Origin of the sequence: Aquicoccus porphyridii, from assembly GCF_008369105.1 — a bacterium.
GTDB classification, from domain to species: domain Bacteria; phylum Pseudomonadota; class Alphaproteobacteria; order Rhodobacterales; family Rhodobacteraceae; genus Aquicoccus; species Aquicoccus porphyridii.
In genome coordinates this window covers 1-15,320 of sequence record NZ_VINQ01000034.1, presented here as the reverse complement: position 1 = coordinate 15,320, position 15,320 = coordinate 1, and the positions used below count along the sequence as shown (strand labels likewise).

At 56.0% G+C, this 15,320-nt stretch carries 17 protein-coding genes and 1 pseudogene; 14 read left to right on the top strand and 4 right to left on the bottom strand.

All coding sequences use genetic code 11. The annotated features are described in order from the left end of the window. A partial coding sequence (locus FLO80_RS23065; RefSeq protein ID WP_223145532.1) for a hypothetical protein occupies positions 1-299 on the bottom strand: 299 nt, incomplete at its 3' end. A gap of 822 nt (positions 300-1,121) precedes the next feature. On the opposite strand from FLO80_RS23065, the gene FLO80_RS22955 reads away from it, so the two are divergent. Together FLO80_RS22955 and FLO80_RS23290 are read left to right on the top strand one after the other, a co-directional pair. Continuing rightward, positions 1,122-1,325, top strand: coding sequence for a hypothetical protein (locus tag FLO80_RS22955; protein ID WP_188078386.1), 204 nt, complete (start codon positions 1,122-1,124; stop codon positions 1,323-1,325). A gap of 52 nt (positions 1,326-1,377) precedes the next feature. Then, positions 1,378-1,629 (top strand): hypothetical protein, encoded by a 252-nt coding sequence (locus FLO80_RS23290; RefSeq protein WP_246156778.1) that lies wholly within the window; start codon positions 1,378-1,380, stop codon positions 1,627-1,629. Between the two features lie 41 nt (positions 1,630-1,670). Here the strand turns inward: FLO80_RS23290 and FLO80_RS21205 are convergent, their stop codons facing one another. After that, entirely contained in the window at positions 1,671-2,096 is a 426-nt protein-coding gene (locus FLO80_RS21205; protein WP_146611091.1) for a hypothetical protein, read from the bottom strand. 476 nt (positions 2,097-2,572) lie between these two features. Further along, positions 2,573-2,929: pseudogene (locus FLO80_RS21200) on the bottom strand (transposase); the annotation flags it as partial. Positions 2,930-3,362: 433 nt separating this feature from the next. Between FLO80_RS21200 and FLO80_RS21195 the strand changes: the two are divergent. The 12 genes from FLO80_RS21195 (at position 3,363) to FLO80_RS21140 (ending at position 14,010) form a co-directional block, all read left to right on the top strand. Next, entirely contained in the window at positions 3,363-3,710 is a 348-nt protein-coding gene (locus tag FLO80_RS21195) for a helix-turn-helix transcriptional regulator (RefSeq protein WP_111369457.1), read from the top strand. A 46-nt stretch (positions 3,711-3,756) separates the two neighbouring features. Further along, complete coding sequence (locus FLO80_RS21190) at positions 3,757-4,155, top strand: hypothetical protein (protein WP_149187092.1); 399 nt, start codon at positions 3,757-3,759, stop codon at positions 4,153-4,155. Between the two features lie 85 nt (positions 4,156-4,240). Continuing rightward, the gene (locus tag FLO80_RS21185) at positions 4,241-4,837 is read left to right on the top strand and encodes a hypothetical protein (RefSeq protein ID WP_111369453.1); all 597 of its coding nucleotides are present in this window, start codon (positions 4,241-4,243) and stop codon (positions 4,835-4,837) included. 184 nt (positions 4,838-5,021) lie between these two features. Further along, on the top strand, positions 5,022-5,381 hold the full coding sequence (locus FLO80_RS21180) for a hypothetical protein (RefSeq protein WP_111369451.1): 360 nt from the start codon (positions 5,022-5,024) through the stop codon (positions 5,379-5,381). After that, on the top strand, positions 5,381-7,456 hold the full coding sequence (locus tag FLO80_RS21175) for a type IV secretory system conjugative DNA transfer family protein (RefSeq protein ID WP_188078384.1): 2,076 nt from the start codon (positions 5,381-5,383) through the stop codon (positions 7,454-7,456). Before FLO80_RS21180 ends, FLO80_RS21175 begins: the two co-directional genes overlap by 1 nt. A gap of 20 nt (positions 7,457-7,476) precedes the next feature. Then, on the top strand, positions 7,477-8,373 hold the full coding sequence (locus tag FLO80_RS21170; protein ID WP_111369449.1) for a replication-relaxation family protein: 897 nt from the start codon (positions 7,477-7,479) through the stop codon (positions 8,371-8,373). A gap of 409 nt (positions 8,374-8,782) precedes the next feature. Then, positions 8,783-10,066: an AAA family ATPase gene (locus FLO80_RS21165; RefSeq protein ID WP_111369447.1), complete on the top strand. Its 1,284-nt coding sequence runs from the start codon at positions 8,783-8,785 to the stop codon at positions 10,064-10,066. Next, positions 10,063-10,788 carry a hypothetical protein gene (locus FLO80_RS21160; protein WP_146611089.1) on the top strand — a complete coding sequence of 242 codons (726 nt, stop codon included), beginning with the start codon at positions 10,063-10,065 and terminating at the stop codon, positions 10,786-10,788. The genes FLO80_RS21165 and FLO80_RS21160 overlap by 4 nt, the downstream gene beginning before the upstream one ends. A gap of 375 nt (positions 10,789-11,163) precedes the next feature. Then, positions 11,164-11,982: a TIGR04255 family protein gene (locus FLO80_RS21155; protein WP_111369445.1), complete on the top strand. Its 819-nt coding sequence runs from the start codon at positions 11,164-11,166 to the stop codon at positions 11,980-11,982. A gap of 3 nt (positions 11,983-11,985) precedes the next feature. Continuing rightward, entirely contained in the window at positions 11,986-12,522 is a 537-nt protein-coding gene (locus FLO80_RS21150) for a hypothetical protein (protein ID WP_111369443.1), read from the top strand. A gap of 16 nt (positions 12,523-12,538) precedes the next feature. Next, a complete protein-coding gene (locus tag FLO80_RS21145; protein ID WP_111369441.1) occupies positions 12,539-12,991 on the top strand; it encodes a hypothetical protein in 453 nt (150 codons plus the stop codon). Positions 12,992-13,311: 320 nt separating this feature from the next. Next, on the top strand, positions 13,312-14,010 hold the full coding sequence (locus tag FLO80_RS21140) for an HNH endonuclease (RefSeq protein ID WP_188078383.1): 699 nt from the start codon (positions 13,312-13,314) through the stop codon (positions 14,008-14,010). A gap of 64 nt (positions 14,011-14,074) precedes the next feature. Here FLO80_RS21140 and FLO80_RS21135 read toward each other — a convergent pair whose 3' ends face one another. Beyond that, the gene (locus tag FLO80_RS21135) at positions 14,075-14,986 is read right to left on the bottom strand and encodes an HNH endonuclease (protein WP_246156777.1); all 912 of its coding nucleotides are present in this window, start codon (positions 14,984-14,986) and stop codon (positions 14,075-14,077) included. Positions 14,987-15,320: the final 334 nt, after the last annotated feature.

Below are 15,320 nucleotides of genomic sequence, written 5' to 3'. Positions count from 1 at the left end.
AGATGGTCCTCGCCAATCCAATCCTCAAGACGTTCCGGAAACAGCGTGACCTGATCGCGATCAACACCACCGATGAAACCTGACATACATGCACTCCCATCTCGCAACAAGCATACCACATGTTGGAGTTTCCACACAGCCTCGGCCGAGGCTGTGTGAAAACTCGCTCGACCATGGCCGACTGCGGAAGGAGCCACGTCTAGCAGCGGTGGTTGTTCCAATATCGATCCCAACGCAATGCCCAACCGTCGTTCACCATCGCGCAGTTGATGTCTCCTGCCCTCGGAGAATTGCACCATGAAGCCGTGCGGTTACCTCCAGCAGAACCATCTGAGCGGCACCTCATTGTCGGCCCAGTGACCAAGATATGTCCGTGCCTCCCCACTCCAGCGGCGGCGCCCACCAAGGCGACTAACGCTGCTCGGGCATCTCTACCGCTTGCCCGTGGACATGGATGACCGGGCGAACAGGTCTCGTCGATCTCACGGGCTGCAATACCGGAAAGTCGCACCCTTGGCCCTTCTGCGCACCAGATGGGTCCGTCACCATCCCAGACATGGGTTGGAGTGCATTCGAAGGTCTGCCCGCTAGGGATGACCGGTACGTCAGCTATGGCTTCGCGGGGAAAGATGGCCAAGATTACCAATCCGAGAATGAACACGGGTATTTGAAATTGTTGGATGGCTAAGATCCTTCCTTGTCGCGCCCGCTACCGGTGCAGCATAGCTTTGCTTTTAGCCTGCAGCAAATGCCTTGGAAACAACCGCTGCCGTTGACTGTGAGGCGGGTATCCGTCTACCGTATCGTGCTGGTATTTCAGGCGACGACCACCTGCCTGCAACCATGATCAACGAGATCACAACCCGGACTGCCTCTGTGATTGTCGGTCAATGGAGTCGTGTAAATGCATAGCCATCGTTTACCTTTTGTTAACGCCAGAGTGCTCTTCTCAAGTCGGAGTGAGGCGACCAGAGGAGACACACCAATGCAAGCCACAGAGAGGGAGAGGGCACTTGAGGAGGCGCTGGTGGAGTATGTCCTGCGTTACGGGCTGACAAACAAAGCTAGAGCCGTCCTAAGTCATCCTCTTTCTCAGACACGGTTAGAGCAACGAGTAGTCCATGACACCTGAAGATCAGCAGGCTGGGCGCTTGGTTTTCTGTGAATGCCAACCTACAATAAACGTTAGCTTTGACCCGGTACGCCGCGGAAATCTGCACGCGGATGAATGGCGTCTGTGGGTGGCTCCTGCATTGCAAGAGTTTTTTGGCGATTTCTGCGGTCATTTTCGTCAGTACTGTCGTCTGTCCGGCCTGTTCACATGAGAGTCAGCGGTCTCGGGCACGGTTCAGGTCGCTGGAGCTCCCGGGAACCGTTGTGCTGATCGTTGCGCTTGCGGCCTATTCACTTGGCACAAGCGGTGGCGCCTCAGGCGTTCCGGTTTCACCGGCGGTGCTTATGGCAGGCGCGCTGTTCGCGGCTGCAATCTTCGTGGCCGTCGAGACCCGCGTGAGCACGCCACTGGTGCCAATGACCGTCCTCATGGACAGGATGACGGCAGCAGGGTTTGCCCATTTTATATCCGCTCAGTTAGCTGAAGAGGTCTTGCACGCCTTGATGGACAAATGAGGAAAAAGGATGGGAGCCCTTAGCTCGTAACAGAATTCTGATTAGACTTCGGCGGCAAATCTGCCACACAATGAAAACAAAATCAGTACGAACCAAAGTACGACAAGCCCAAAGGAAATTATCATTGCTCCAAATGCTCCCACCTGAGCAACCGGTGTGCCGAAGAGTGGGTTGGCTTTCTTGCCAAAGGAGATATTTGCCAAACATCTGATTTTTTTATCATAACGCATCATTGCATAAGAGGCAACAAAGGCAGTTAGAGCGAAGATCAGCATAAACAAACTTGCGTATAATAAGTAACTTTCGCGGATAATGTCTATTGAGAAAACGCCTCCCACCGCGAGAAAATGCAAGCCGGTATGCCACGAAAACCAGTTAAGATAGATTCTCCATACATTATGCCAAGAATCAAATAAACTGGGAATGTTAGCCTCTACACTCTCTTCATTTTTGTCTTTTGAACACATGGTTTCACTAAATGCTTTCGGCCTTGAGTGTGACTGCACTAATAATCCAATGAGCGTAACTGAATTTCAAATGTTGGTCAATGTATAGGCCGGCAGCAGTCATTGGCCAGACACGTACAGAGGTCCGCTCCGTCCCGCACTACCGACTTCCTACGCCGTTACCGTTTCGCTCTTGCAGCGAATGTCCTGTGTGGATATATATGGACCCCGCCTTATTGCAACGGTCTGTTTGGTTCTGGTTTCGAGGTCGCGATTGCTGATGTATATCCGGCTTCTTAGGGCGGCCTGATAGATCATCGCCGCGAGCCCCGATGGATTTCCGCTTGCTTCTACCTCATCGCCCCTAAGGCATTGGTGTTGACCTTGCCGATCCACACATCAGGTTCGAGAAGCAACGGGCGTGACCCTTTTCCATCTCCTGGCAGATGTTGCAATATTCCTGAGATACCTCCCTTGTCAGCTTTCCGGCGCGGTTATCACGCGAACGATACGGAGTGTTCTGGGCGATACTCTTGGTCCCGCGCCAGAACTGACCAGACTATCCGAGCGTTCTTGTTTGCCAGCGCGACGGCGACAACGTTCGGGTGACGCCGTTCCCGCATGCGCCCGATCCATTGGCTGCGCGCATCAGTTTTTCCTGCGGCGCGCCCGAGCACAGCTCGAGCGCCGTGGATCAACAGGGTGCGCAAGTATCGATCGCCACGCTTGCTGATACCGAACAATCGTGCCTTTCCGCCGCTTGATCGTTGTTTTGGAACCAACCCCAGCCATGCTGCAAATTGGCGGCCATTCTTGAAGCAGGACTTATCTCCAATCGCTACCACCAAACCTGCATTGGGTAGCTCCTTTCCTAGCAGTGATAGACAGCTGCACTATGGCGCATTGCGACGCCGGGGGAGCAGGAGCTATCCACCCCATCGGCTTCGGCGGGCCGCACGGTGGCGACGCGCTTGCCGGGCGAAAGGCCAGTATGGGCTGTCACATATCATGCCGCCAACCACTGTTCGCGATCTTCACCTGCCCGCACAATCCGGGCGCCGGTGAGCTTCTTCCCTTCAGCACGCCCAACAAAGTTGTAGACCCGGCGATATACCTCGCACCCATGATCAAAATCATACGTATGTCAGCTTGCCCCGCCTTGGATATCGGTCACCGCGTTTGCCGATCCCAGCTGCCCCAATCCCCACAAACATCCGCAGGGGGCATCTTTGCCGATAACGTGGTTTATCTAAACTGTCAGAGGTTATCAGTTAAACAACCACATCTATGACTCATCAATTTCCGGTCGACCTGCGCTGCGCGCGGCGCAACGCGGGTCTGACCCAGGCCGATTGCGGCCACTTGCTGGGGATCGACGCCTCGACGCTCAAGACGCTCGAAGGCGGCAAGCGGGAGCCGTCCCTGCGCGAGATCCTGACGCTGTCGCTGATTTTCGGACGCAGCTTCGAGAGTTTCTTCTCGGAATTGCTCAAGGACGTGCGCGCGGAGCTGTCCGAGCGTCTCGCCACGCTGCCGGCATCGGAGGAGCACGCCTCGACCTTTAACAGAAAGACGACACTGGAAAAGCTGGAACAACGGTTGGCTGAAGAATTCGCGGCCGACCATGAAGGCTAGAGAAGCGCGTCTTCTCACCCTGGCCCTGCGCCAGCGGCGGCTCTGCATGGTCTATATCGATAAAGGCACGCCCAGGGATTGCGGCATGTCGCGGCGGGGTGGAAATGGACCGGAGGCGGCCGTTGCGGTACTGCGTGAATGGCTCGCGCAATATCGCCCCGAGATGGTGATCTGCCAGAACCCCGACGCCCCCGGCGGCAAGGGCCGGCACGCGATCGACATCCTGCTGGCGCTCACCCGAGCGCTGGAGGATGCCGAACCGCAGGAGATATTTGTGAACCGGCGCCAGCGGCACGCCAATATCTACCAGGAGGCCAAGGCGCTCGCCGACCACTTCCCGGCCTTTCCCAAGGCGCCCCCGGAACAGCCGCCGATCTGGCGCGCCGAGCCCCGGGACATGGTCTATTTCGAGGCGCTGGCCCTGGCCCATGAGGTGCTCCGGTGAGCCCGCACCGTTCTTTCCAACGTTCTTGACAAGCTGCAGCCCCTGGTTGCAGCTTTCTCGTATAGGGACAGTTGGGGAGATTTTCATGAGGTCATATGAAGCGGCGCGTTCGCTCTACCGTTTTCTGAGCTTTTGTGCCTGGTGTGCAATTGTCGGCGGGGGCATTCTTGCCATCGCGGGGCTGGCACAGGTCAGCGAAATGAGATCGTTCGGCAGCCGGTCGTCGGACCTTATCATAATAATGAGCACGGTTCCGGGACTGGGCATTGCCTTTCTGGGCTTTATTGGCCTGGCCATCGTGCAAAATGGCCGTGCCACCGTCGATACCGCCGAATACACCCAACAGATGCTTCAAATAGCCCGCGATCAGCTGGAGGTATCGCGTCAAGCGCTGCGGGGACCCAACGCTCCTGCGCAAAGCTTCGCGGCGGCGGCAAAATCGGATGTCCCATCGGATCCGCCCGCTTCTCGCCACCCGTCCAAGCAGCAGCATGCGGCGCGGACATCCGAACCGAAGCTCAAGCCTTCGGGCCAGAAGACTATCCACTACCGCACCAAGGAGATACAGGTCGAAAACGGCAAATACCTCTACAACGGCATCGCCTTCGACACCCGGGACAAGGCCGAACGATACATCGACGCCTTCGCCGAAACCGACCTGCCGAAACCGGAAACCTCGTGATCGGGATACCAAAAACACCCCCATACCGACCCCCAACCTCTATGGGTATCGGGTATGGGGATCGGGCGCGGAACATGGAAGGACATAGGGGAAGAAAATGCGAGGGCCGGAGCCCATGACTTTATCACCGTCATCCGGTGATACCCCCACCCGCCACCCGCTTGCACACTGAGAGGGACTGCCGATGCGGGTATCCATTCAGCACCACACGGTTCGCAAGGGGCTCTTGTTCAAGACCACCTATCACGAGGTCCATCTCACCGTCGCCTTCACCCATGAGGAAAAACACATCATCCGGCAGCGGAACTTGCTTAAGACCAAGCTGGTGGATCGCCGCCCGGCCACGGCCAAAGTCGACGATCGGGACGAGAAGTTCGAGCTGCGGGTCGAACATCTGATGGACGGCCGGACGGACCGGTTTTTGTGCGCCACGCCGTCCAGGGCCAAGATCTACGAGGACAATCTGCTGGCGATGCTCGGCCAGATGAAGCTCTGGCTCGACGACAATGCGGACACGGCCGACCGCACCGTGGTCGAGTTCTGATGTCGAAGAGTTTCGCAGAAGACTATGCCGGCGCGGTTCTGGGTGCCGTCATTTTGGGACTGATCCTGCTGATCGCGCTGTTTGTCTCATCCATCGCGCTGGTCGCCATCCCGGCCTATATCGGCTATCGCCTGTACAAGGAAAGCCCAAGGCGGCTGGAGCGCCTCGCCCGCGAAGAAACCATGGCGCTGTACAACCACGCGCGGGCGGGCAGCGTACAGCTCTCAGGCGAAGAGATCGACGCCGCTCTGGCACGTCACTGGCCGCCGGACCTGCCCGCCACCCTGCAGGTGCAGCTCCTAGAGATCGGCCGGGCACTCTTCGCCCAGGAAGGGCTGATGCCGGAGATTCCGCCTCCCCCGGCCCTGTGCAACACCGTCGAGGGCGCCCGCTACCGCGACATGCTGGCGCGGACGGGCCAGGCAACCAACGACCGGGGGATGGTTATGTCAGCTCTGGAGATCATCTCCCAGGCCCTGGCGTCCATCGCGCATGCCGTGCCGCCGATGGAGGGCGAGGTGCTGGTCGAGGTCACGCAGTTCGCCCAGCCGCTGGGCCGGGCCGTGCAGAACGTGATCGCCCCGTTCTTCCAGGACAACGACTACATGCACTTCAAGGCGCTCCGCGAACGGCTCGACGCCAATCTCGCCGCCACCCACCGCACCAATCCGGTCTTTCCGGTTGATTACAAGGGCGAGGACGTGGTCGAGACCTATCTGCGCGGCACCTGGCTCAAGGAGCTCTTCAAACTTCGAACGCCCTTCACCATTCCCGAGAAACGGCGCTTCGAGCACACCCATATCGTCGCCGGGTCCGGGCACGGCAAAACCCAGACCCTGCAATACTTCATCGCCCGGGATCTGGATGAGGTTGCGCGGGGCGACAAATCGGTGGTGGTGATCGACAGCCAGGGCGATCTTATCAACACGATCCTCCATGCCCGAACCGTGCCGCCGGAACGGATCGTGCTGATCGATCCCGAGGATATCGGCTACCCGGTCTGTCTCAACCTCTTCTCGGTCGGCCAGGGCCGGCTCGAACACTACGATCCGCTGGAGCGCGAACGGCTCACCAATTCGATCATCGAGCTTTACGATTTCGTGCTGGGCTCGCTTCTCTCAGCTGGCATGACCGCCAAGCAATCGGTGGTCTTCCGCTACGTGACCCGGCTGATGTTCCATGTCCCCGACGCCACCATCCACACGCTGCGGGAGCTGATGGAACCCGGCGGCACGAACAAGTACCGCGATCATATCGAGAAGCTTGAGGGCACGCCCCGGCGCTTCTTCGAGACCGAGTTCGACAGCAAGGAATTCGCCAACACGAAGACCCAGGTCCTGCGCCGGCTCTACGGCGTGCTGGAAAACCAGACCTTCGAGCGGATGTTTTCGCACCCGGAAAGCAAGTTCGACATGTTTACCGAGATGAACGCGGGCAAGCTCATTCTGATCAACACCTCCAAGAGCCTCTTGAAGGAACAGGGTACCGAGATCTTCGGCCGGTTCTTCATCGCGCTCATTGCCCAGGCGGCCCAGGAACGCGCCACCCTGCCCGAGCGAGACCGACTGCCGGTGATGGTCTATGTCGACGAGGCGCAGGATTATTTCGACCAGAACATCGGGGTGATCCTCAGCCAGGCGCGCAAGTATCGCGTCGGCATGGTGATGGCGCACCAGTATCTGGGCCAGCTCACCGGCGGGCTGCAGGAAGCCTTCGAGGCCAACACCTCGATCAAGCTCGCTGGCGGCGTTTCGGCCCGCGACGCGCGCGCTCTGGCCGGGCAGATGAACGCCAGCCCCGAGACCATCCAGAGCCAGCCCAAGGGCACCTTCGCCACCTTCATCCGCGGCCTAACCGAACGCGCCGTGCCGATCAGCTTTCCGTTCTTCGTGCTGGAGAAGCGGCCCAAGGCGACAAAAGACGAGATCGATGCCATCCGGCAACAGTGCCGCGCGGCTTACGCGGAACCCTGGCAACCCAAGGCCGAGCATAGCGACACATCGGACGACGACCCGTCGGAACCGCTGCCGGAAAACGACCCCGAGGACCCGCTCAAACCTTCGCCGGAGCTCTGAGCTGCGCTAACTTTGGGCGCATGACCACCGCGACCACAGACAGCCTCGGACGGGCCACGTTCCACCATATCGCGCCGCAAGCGCAGGTGCGGCCGACCGAGCGCGAGATCCGCTGGCTCAAGCATATCGAACGGCATGGGCCGCAAAGTTCGCACTATCTCTATGAACTCACCCGCGACACCCACGCGTGCCGCGACACCGCGCTCAGGCAGATGCAGAAACTCCGTGCCGGCGGATACTTGCTCCTCCCGCGCCAGCAGCGCGTCACCGAACGGGCCGAGTTCAACCCCTATATCTACGACCTAACCCGAAAGGCGAAGGATCACCTTTGCGATCTGGGCCTGGACGAGCCCACGATGCGCCCCACCGGGCATTGGTGGCACGGCTACACGGTCTCCTGCGTGACCGGCGCCATCGACATCGCTGCCGCCCGTCAGGGTACCCGCTACATTCCGGCACACGAGATCCTGACCAGGACCGGGGCCGAGCTCGCCATGCCCGTCGGACGAACCAAGCTGATCCCGGACCAGTTCTTCGCGCTCGATTACGGCGGCTGCTACCGGGCGTTCGCCCTGGAGGTGGACCGGGGGACGGAGCCCAAAACCTCACTGGCCAGGCGCAAGAGCTGGGCGCGATCCATCGCCCAGTATGACCATGCGGTCCGGCAGCAGACCTACAAGACGCACTACGGGCTCAAGGCCAACCTGATCGTGCTTTGGGTGTTCACCAGCCGAAGCAAAGAGATGCGGTTTCTGGAGTTGCTGAGAGAACGCGCCCAGACGACCAGCCCGGTGTTTCTCACGGCCAGCGTTCCCGCATCGGCTGGAAGCCGACAAACGTGGGCGCTCTGGACGCATCTCTTCGAGCAGCCCTGGAATCGCGCAGATGATCCGCCAGTGCGGATCTCGCGCGGGTGACCGTGAACGGTATCTCGGCGAAACATCCGGTCGGCAACACGGTGCCACTGATTTGAAGGCTACGCCATCGCCTTGGCCACACTGGGTCAGTACGTGTCGCCCCGCCGCTCATCTCAGAGCCGCAGGATCTCGATCCGGGTTTCGGTAACGCGGCAGATCAACGCGAAGGGCGTGTGGGAAAGATGCGTGTCGTGTACACAGCGCCCGCAGAGAGGGTGGAGAGCGGACTTTCGCTGCAACTTGCACCAAAGGCCGCTTTATGGTGTTGTAGATCTACATAAGCGCAACCTCTAGATGTGCTGCATGCCACCGAGCGGACTGTAACCGCAGAAGCTCGGTGCGGCGTTCTTTCCTGAATGGCTTTTGTATAGGCCTTGTATCGGCCTAAGATCTGGACGACATACGATCTGTGATAAGCGCGTTGAAGATATCAAGGTTCAAGTCGGTGAGAGAGCAAACGCTCGATCTTGGCCGGGTGAACCTATTCATTGGTGGCAATGGAACAGGTAAATCCAATCTCCTAGAAGCGATTGGGCTTGTTGCCGCTTGCCTTGGCCGCGGCCTAGGAGATGCCGACATAGGATCAAAAGGGCTACGCATAACTCCTTCAGAGTTAATGAAATCGTCGTTCAAAAACGAAGACTTACCAAAGACACTGAAGCTAGAGGCTTCATTTTCGGATCGTATTGGGTACTCTGCAGTCTTGCAGAGCCGTCAAAACGACCCACTGCTTCGTTTCTTTTCTGAATCTGCAACCCGCGGTAACCAAAAAATCTTTGGTCGGAGTAACCGTGGTGCAAGAGCTACCGGAGTCCCTCACGCAGACCGTTTGGAAAAACACCGAGGAATTTGGGATCAGATCAAAGCAACCTACGATGTACCTAACGAAGTCTCGAACGTCTTCTCAGAATTCTCACGATACGTCATTTTCTCTCCACAAACCGACTTTTTAAGAGCTAGGCAAAGCGGGCGTGTCGATGCTCCTCCTGTCGGACTGCATGGGGAAGGCCTGCCGGGAGCAGTTGCCAGTTTCCTAGGTCATTGGGGCCGCTTGCGACGTGCTGAAAGAAAACAAAGCGGATCCGGTGGCCCAGAATGGACGATCATGGATGAATGCGCCGATTTGGTTTGGCTGCCCGGCTGGGCGACAGCCTTTGGAACACATCGCGGTGATCCGCGCCTGACTTCGAGAGACTTGGCGGATAGTTCCAGCGACATTGTTTATTTTGTTGATAAATTCATGCATGCTAGCCGCAATCGCCTGTCTGTATACGACAGCAGTGAAGGCACTTTGTTCCTTCTTTTTTCGGCGATTATTCTGTCTCATCCCGAGGCACCTCGGATTTTCGCGCTCGACAACGTCGACAACGCACTCAATCCTAAACTTACTCGAACGCTTGTAGAGCAGATCCTGCGGGTTGTTAAATTGACCACGGAAAATGACGTGACCCTTGGCGCAAAGCAAGTTTTCTTAACAAGCCATAACCCGACTGCACTTGATGCGTTTGACTTGTTCGACGATGATCAAAGGGTTTTTGTGGTGCGCAGAAATAAAAAGGGCCACACAACTGTAGAAAGGTTAAAGCCGAACCCGGAGCAAACAAGAGAAGATTGGCAATTGGCAATGAACGGTCGCAATCTGTCTCAGGTCTGGCTTGACGGTGACATTCCCGGAGCATTCGGCGACCTATGATTAGGATTGGAGTGGTTTGCGAAGGACCAACGGACTTTCTAGCTATCCAAGCATTCTTTCAACACGCGCTTGAAGTTGAAGGCGTGAACTCGGAGTTGCTACCTATTCAGCCAGAAATGGACAATACGTCACCGGAAGGCGGTTGGGGCAATGTACTCCTCTGGCTGAATAGAAATCCTCCTGCGTCGAGGATCGCAAAGTTCTTTGGGGGTGGTCTTTTCGGCGGTGATTTAGGGTATGAGCCTTTGGACTGCCTGCTAGTGCAACTGGATACAGATGTGTTGGAAAACGCTTCATTTCAAGGCTTTGTGCGCCGGGAATATGGCCATATCCTTGCTCCGGCCCAAACTCCTGGAGCCCGCGCTGATCAGATTACTGACATTCTTAGATTGGCTTGGCGTGAAGATGAAATGAATGATGTTGACGTAAATCGCCACGTTCCGGCACCTGCTGTCGAAGCGACAGAGGCGTGGTGTTTAGCCGCTTTTACTGCGCAATCCCAAGATTTCGAAGTTATATCTGGTCAAACCCTGATAGACGGTTTTATGTCAGCGCTCGAAACTACCGAAGGGCGCCAACCAAGCCCACCGTACGCTGAAGCGGATAAGAACATCAAACGTAGAAAGCGATTCTGTGTAGCTCACCGGAGCCGTTCTGCTCGGGTCGCCGATGGCTGCGAACATTTTGGCCAAACACTGCAGAGCCTTCGGGCTTTTGCGTGACATCATTGTGGTGCGTCAGATGCTGATGGCACTGTCTGGCCATGGCTGATAGAGGCCATTGGGCGCGATTCACACGAACGACGGCTTTGGGCCGTTCGCGTAGGTCCTGTAGATAGGGCGGAAAGCGGAAGTTCGCTGCAGCGATCGCTAAGGTCTGCTTAGCCGAAGAAGCCTCCGTGTCAGTTGCGCTTTGCGACCCAAATCCGCAGTGGGCTAAAAGCGGGCCTTGGGTAGCGCCCGTCGCCAGGGTAAGGTAGGGTTCACTTAAGGGACGTTCGCGAGAGGCGAGAGTTACGCAACATCAACCTCGCGTGCGCTATGCAACTGGCCTAGAAATGTTGTAAGAATCTGTGCGAAGCACCATGTGTTGGGCGAATGGTCGAGAATATTGAAAAGATACGTCTCTACGCGGAGACGCACGCTATTGAAGTAGCGAACTTCGTTGTTAACCTAGCGCTTCCTATCGACCGTGCCGATGAGCGTCGGTTTGAAGAGCACATCGGTGACGTTAAGAAGATTTTCCCAGCGATCAACACTGGTGAAATCTTTCAGTTTGCGTTGGGTGGTCCGCCGCCTTCAAACGTGAAGCTGCCCGAACCAGTGCCGACAAGAGAACTCACGTTCTTCGGAAACGATGGCAAACCTCAATGGACAGGCTCATTCGGCGAAAGCCGAGTGATCGTTTCCTGTCGGCGTTACACGGGGTGGGATGATGTCTGGCCTGATGCCAAGGCACGGTTGGAGACGCTTCTTGGCTGCTTGGATCAGTACAAACCGGTTAGATCGATTGAGTACAGCGTGACGGACACGTTCAATGCGGACAAAGCCGACGACGTACTAATCCCGCCCAATATGTTCCAAGATAATGATCTTGTACCTAGGCACATACTTCAATTGAAGGACCCAAGATGGGACTTTAATCAAGGTTGGTTTCAAGCCATTGATGATGAAGATCAAGTGCTTGTTCGTATAGAGGGCAGGAGTGCAATTCAAAACAATTTAGTAGTGGCAAGCATTGGCAATTTGCATTCGCAGCGCTTTGGCAGACAAGTAAGCGTAGGAGACGCCTATGACCCGAATGGAGCAGAGTCAGTGCTCAGTCAAACTTTCGACAGTTTTCATGACAAAAATAAGGAGCTCTTGCGGAGTACTCTAACAGATGATCTTCAAACGCGTATGGGATTGAAAGGTTAGGCCATGCTTGATAGCACAATCGTCCCTGATTCAGAACCGCACTGCGACGGGTATATTTCGCCCACCATTCTCTTCCCATTCATCGAATCCCTTCTGCAGGGCGCGAAGTCACAAGAAAGCTCCATCGATGGGACTCTCGACTACTACGGAGTGCTGCAGGACCCGTACGAGAATTTGAACGTTGAAATATATCAGGCGTTTCTGTTTGCCAAGCACACATTTGCCGAGCTTGAGGATGCACAACTTCAAAAGGCGTTCCTAGAAGCCAGGATTTTGGCAGCGTCTCAGATATTTGGCTCGGAGTTGCTCCCAAGCGTTTCCGTCGACCCATATGGCGAGTTTACCTTTTGCCACAAATCAGAGGCGGGCTACGTCGATATCGGCGTAAGAGGCGAAGGTGAGCTTTCCTATCATGTTCGCAACGACGTTGAACCTGAGAATACGACGTATGATGATTTCGACTGGACCGATTATAAAGTTCCTCGGGAACTGTTTGAAGCACTTCAAACACTCCAACGGCAGCTTTGGAAAAAATCATAGACTGGCATTTTCTCCCGTGGTCGATGATGAAGAGCAGGTTGCAAGGCTGCTGTTTTATCCGCAGATGATCCGCAACGGAGAGCTTGAGCCCTCGGCGTTTCCTATGGATGAATTGTTGGCGAAGAAGGGTAAGAACGGCTCGTCCCTAGATCGCTGCCATTTCCTCAAAGATCGCGACGGTTTACTGCGGCAAAAGGCTGAAGAGAAACAGAATCCAGCGGGCAAGCGATCTGCCTTTGGGTTCTGTGTCGCAAACGTCGGAAAGATTAGGGCAATATCTGAAGCTGAGAGTGAGGACCCGGCACTTCAAGTGCTGGCTGATCGCATCACCGAAAACGATCCACCTGAGCCATGGGACGATGCGCATGCACTCATGCGTAAGCATCGCGACGATTACACAAGAGCAAACCTTAGGGGCATTCGCGACCATCTTAGCAAGGCCTTCTCCGAATTGGTCGAGTTTTATTAGTTTCCCCCGAGAGTGCACGATGCGTGGCAATGACTCTACCGCAACACCTCGGGGCTGGTGCTCCTAGTAAGGACAACCGGGGCTCAAGTCGACCTGCCCATCCATTGGGTGCATCTGTGCCTTTGCTCTTTTGAGCACATAACGTTTTGACGTCAACTTCCGCTCAGCGCATGAAGTTGCCGTTCAATGCGAGAGGCACGAATACCTGCTATGGGCCGTTCGCTAGTTGTGGGTTGGTTGCATCCCTGAATTGAACCTATGATTGGAGCGCCGCTACGATTGCATCATGATCTGTTAGCTTGAAGGATATGATTGATAAGATGACTGAATTGACCTTTGATCGACATCAGGCCGAAGAGGCGATAGACTGTGTTAAGGTCCAAGGGCATGCCTGGCTGTACGAGAATTACCCCAAGCCCAACGGACAGATGCGTAAATCCACGACAGGTTTTTTAATGTACGAAGGCGTAGCTTATCCAGTGAAGCCCTTGGGGCGTCTTGCTAACGAGATTGCCGGTAACCCCATGACCGACAACCCGATCACAAATGTGTTTAGAAGGTACTTTGAAGGTCTTGGTTTCCAACTAATCGAAAATGCATATGATGAGGCTGAAATCGCAGCAGAGCGGCAGCGCAGACTGGCCGATGTTTGGGAGCGCCCAGGACAAGCTACATTTCGCCGTGCCGTATTTGAGATGTTTAATGCACGTTGTCTGATTTCAGGATGCGAGACGTTGGCAGCATTGGAGGCCGCCCACATAATACCAGTATCATGTGGCGGCGGCGATGAGGCCTGGAATGGCATCCCGCTTCGAGCAGATATTCATCGACTGTTTGACGCAGGAATTATTACCATTGATGCCCAAAACTTGACGACCAGCGTAGTTGAATCTGCACGTAAGGACTTCGGCGCGTACCATGGCAGTGATCTGTCGGCGTACATCTTGAAAATTGAGGGGCACTCAAATTTCTTGATAGCCCTGAAGAAGCGGATGAGGTTGGTATCTGAAAAGAACTGAACGGCTGCTAAACGAGGGCCGCAGCGCAGCATCTCGTACTTCGGGCAACAGCTGGTTTGGGCCGCTATTGCTTGAAGCAGTTTTCTCGGTGCCAAATCAGAAATTCGACCCGTGGACGATCTGCGGGACGACTAGGTGCCATGAGTTTACCTGACTGGTTGATCATTGATCTTACCGCATCGGGGTCATTGGTTTGTCGGGAGACCAGGATCGTGAGGTCATTTGCCAATCCGACCAAACCTCTGTCGAACATCCAGTGAGCCGTGCCAGATAGAGCGATCCCGTTACTCACAATGTCAGGACCGTCGTGTTCGACGGGTCTGATGTGTGCGGCTTCGGCTTCGGCTCTACCGCCACCGTTGACTAAGCGAAGACCTGTCATGGCGCAGCGTTCGCCGTAGACTCGGAGCACGTTCTTTCGGAAATTCCGGTCCCGCACGGCGCGGTTGGTCAATTGGTTAACCCGCTCCCTCGCTGACATGTGCTGAAAAGGTTGCAGGAGCTCTCCAAATCCCGTCACCACATCGGCCTTGTCGGTTCGAGGCAAGATGTCCTCACCGCTGCCAAGGCCAAGCTCAACGATCATGGCAAAGTCTGACGGGGAAAGGGTTCGTACAGCAGCTTGGGCTCGCCCGGATATGTTGCCCTGATCGTTCAGAAGGCCCCTTTCGACCACGGCGTCATCTGCCCGGAATGGGACAGGATCACCGAAATCGAGATATGTCCCGGGTTCGATAATTGCCAAATGCATGTCAGCATGTCTCGGGTCTGGGATGATTTCCTGGACCTTGGCTACCGCGAAGTAGCCTTTCGTGTCCTTGACCTTTCTGGGTTCGAGGTAAACAACCCAGTCGCCCACACATTGTTGGGCGCGTGCCAAATACTGTTTGGGAAATTGATAACGCTCCGACGGCACATCGTCGTAGATCGAATCAGTTCGATGGATGAAAACGCCGAACGACATGTTTTTGAGCATGCCTGGAAATCAATACCGTGCCAATCCGCTTAGCTCTTGAACGGCGAGTAGAATGATTGAAAGTGACAGGTCAGCGCCGTGTGAGTTTAGGCTATGTCGGAGTTCGCAGGCACACCGTACAGCGGCAGGTGATGGGCAATGACTGTAAGGCCCGAAGACGACCCGGAGTGTGCACCTCCGGGCCATCTGCGGGTTTCAGTAATTCCCGGACAAGCATTTCAGTAATTTCCGGACACGCGTTTCGGTAAATCCCGGACAGTCATTTCGCTAATTCCCGGACAGCTCCGGGAGGGCTTTGGGCCGGTTGGTCATCGCCTGCGCCGTTACGGCATTC

Excerpts from the sequence above, each read along its gene's own strand:
- FLO80_RS21150 (WP_111369443.1), top strand. The coding sequence starts at position 11,986 with ATGCTTGATAGCACAATCGTCCCTGATTCAGAACCGCACTGCGACGGG.
- FLO80_RS21180 (WP_111369451.1), top strand. The coding sequence starts at position 5,022 with ATGCGGGTATCCATTCAGCACCACACGGTTCGCAAGGGGCTCTTGTTC.
- FLO80_RS21135 (WP_246156777.1), bottom strand. The coding sequence starts at position 14,986 with ATGCTCAAAAACATGTCGTTCGGCGTTTTCATCCATCGAACTGATTCG.
- FLO80_RS21155 (WP_111369445.1), top strand. The coding sequence starts at position 11,164 with ATGGTCGAGAATATTGAAAAGATACGTCTCTACGCGGAGACGCACGCT.
- FLO80_RS21175 (WP_188078384.1), top strand. The coding sequence starts at position 5,381 with ATGTCGAAGAGTTTCGCAGAAGACTATGCCGGCGCGGTTCTGGGTGCC.
- FLO80_RS21195 (WP_111369457.1), top strand. The coding sequence starts at position 3,363 with ATGACTCATCAATTTCCGGTCGACCTGCGCTGCGCGCGGCGCAACGCG.
- FLO80_RS21190 (WP_149187092.1), top strand. The coding sequence starts at position 3,757 with ATGGTCTATATCGATAAAGGCACGCCCAGGGATTGCGGCATGTCGCGG.
- FLO80_RS22955 (WP_188078386.1), top strand. The coding sequence starts at position 1,122 with ATGACACCTGAAGATCAGCAGGCTGGGCGCTTGGTTTTCTGTGAATGC.
- FLO80_RS21185 (WP_111369453.1), top strand. The coding sequence starts at position 4,241 with ATGAGGTCATATGAAGCGGCGCGTTCGCTCTACCGTTTTCTGAGCTTT.
- FLO80_RS21140 (WP_188078383.1), top strand. The coding sequence starts at position 13,312 with ATGACTGAATTGACCTTTGATCGACATCAGGCCGAAGAGGCGATAGAC.
- FLO80_RS21170 (WP_111369449.1), top strand. The coding sequence starts at position 7,477 with ATGACCACCGCGACCACAGACAGCCTCGGACGGGCCACGTTCCACCAT.
- FLO80_RS21160 (WP_146611089.1), top strand. The coding sequence starts at position 10,063 with ATGATTAGGATTGGAGTGGTTTGCGAAGGACCAACGGACTTTCTAGCT.
- FLO80_RS21205 (WP_146611091.1), bottom strand. The coding sequence starts at position 2,096 with ATGTGTTCAAAAGACAAAAATGAAGAGAGTGTAGAGGCTAACATTCCC.